Origin of the sequence: Pantoea stewartii subsp. stewartii, assembly GCF_008801695.1 — a bacterium.
GTDB classification, from domain to species: domain Bacteria; phylum Pseudomonadota; class Gammaproteobacteria; order Enterobacterales; family Enterobacteriaceae; genus Pantoea; species Pantoea stewartii.
On record NZ_VZPF01000187.1, the window covers coordinates 1 to 1,746 of the forward strand.

At 45.0% G+C, this 1,746-nt stretch carries 4 protein-coding genes; all 4 read right to left on the reverse strand.

Annotation, left to right across the window (positions count from 1 at the left end):
- Positions 1-64: 64 nt before the first annotated feature.
- Positions 65-229, reverse strand: coding sequence for a hypothetical protein (locus F7Q90_RS26810; RefSeq protein ID WP_006122323.1), 165 nt, complete (start codon positions 227-229; stop codon positions 65-67).
- A 40-nt stretch (positions 230-269) separates the two neighbouring features.
- Positions 270-584, reverse strand: coding sequence for a CcdB family protein (locus tag F7Q90_RS25555; protein ID WP_006122325.1), 315 nt, complete (start codon positions 582-584; stop codon positions 270-272).
- A 2-nt stretch (positions 585-586) separates the two neighbouring features.
- Positions 587-823 (reverse strand): type II toxin-antitoxin system CcdA family antitoxin, encoded by a 237-nt coding sequence (locus F7Q90_RS25560; protein WP_025861853.1) that lies wholly within the window; start codon positions 821-823, stop codon positions 587-589.
- Positions 824-963: 140 nt separating this feature from the next.
- Positions 964-1,533 (reverse strand): hypothetical protein, encoded by a 570-nt coding sequence (locus F7Q90_RS25565; RefSeq protein WP_006122326.1) that lies wholly within the window; start codon positions 1,531-1,533, stop codon positions 964-966.
- Positions 1,534-1,746: the final 213 nt, after the last annotated feature.

Consider the following 1,746-nt stretch of genomic DNA (forward strand, 5'->3'; position numbering starts at 1 on the left):
CATCCTGCATCCACTCGCTATGCAGCTCTTCATGGCTTATCAGTCTCACCGGACACCTCCAGATTCACTGTACTGCGCTTTTTTTAGTACCAGTAATTTTGTATGAAAGCACGCCAAACAGGACGCAAAGGCCAATACCTATCCATTTATCGGCAGCACCAGAAGCAAGGAAAACGACCAGTAAATAAGCATAGATTGAAAGCAACATCATACGAGAAAAATTAAGCATCAGAGATATCCTTTCTAAAAATTACGTTGAGAATACATCATTAAATACCATCAAGAAGAAAATCAATCGCAGCTTTGACTTCGGTACGATAAGGGGAAGCATCGCAGAACGCAGCCCCCAAAGACCGGGCGGGAATACTCGCCATTTCATGCGTCATAACTGCATATTCTTTATCGTCGGTCAGTCTGACAAGCGGAACCAGTCGTTCGGGGCGTGTGCTGCCTGGGTACTTTTCAACAGGCAGCAGCGGGATCACAATCCTGCGGTTCAACTGGCCGATAATGTCGCTGGTTACATCAAGCAGCAAGGGATAGACGGCACTCTTCCCGGTGTTACTGTATACAGTGAACTGCATTATTAAAATGTCCTGTATTCATCACTGAAACAACCATGTTCATCGTGAAAACGGTTAAGTGCTTCCAGTGCTTCGTTGTTTTCCTCCTGCCATTTTTTTGCTTCATACTGGCGTAGTTCAGCGTCAAGGGCTGCGGTCAGGGTGGCACTGAGGTTGATTCCAGCCTCACGCGCACGGCTGAGTAAGGCACGTTCTACGGTCATAGTAACGCTTTGCGTTGCTCGTTGTGTTGTTGCCATAAAGACCTCGCGTCAAATGCCGTGTAATGGACACGGCTCATTAGACGTAGCATAACACCAAAATGCAATGTGGAGGAAAAATCTGGGGTTCCGGCATAGCCTCCTAAAAAACAGGCTACAAAAATTTGGCGGCTTTCCACTTACAGACCGGGAAAGGAGAAAACGGCAGGTTCATTACCGTAAAAGCTGTATTCGTCTTCAAGTGCTTTCTCTTTATAAGACTCGATATTTTTAAACTCGTCGAAGTTTTCAAGGTATCCACGTAGTGAAAGGTATTCAGACAGAAAACCGATAATATTCAAATAAGTCTCTTCATCCCATCGTGCTGGTTCGCCTGGTGGGGTATTCGCCGGATCTCTGAGAAAAGCGACTATTTTATCTATGTTAACTACACCCGTATCATCATCTTTCTCCCCTTTATCCAAAAGAGCATCGAAGAAGGGGAAGCTATGGTAGCTCAGGTCAAAAAGTGACTCATAATCAACCCCCATTTTATCCTCATACCAGGATAAAAAATCATCATTGATATCGTCAGATTTCAGCTCTATCGCTGCCTTTCTTAATCCCGAAACATCTTTCGGGTTATCCATATCGATGAAGTCTTTAAGTTTTAATACCCGCTCCTCTTTCGGCTGATTTTTGAGTGCAGCAGCGGCAGCTCGTTTACGTGGATCACCTGAAACTTTGCTTCCTTTTTTCTTTTTACTCACCTGAAAACCTCATTGAAATAATGGCTTATCTATTCAGAAGAAAGTAGCGCAAATACGTCACAGGTTAAAGGGCTAAACCTTTACTTCGGACATGACGGATGCGCGTCAGCGCATGTAAGGCGGCTGGATGAAATGACAGGTAGCACTGAAGGTTAGCCGCCGATACCAATGAGGGATCGAAAGGGATCGCCTATCCATCCCTTCACCCTTGTA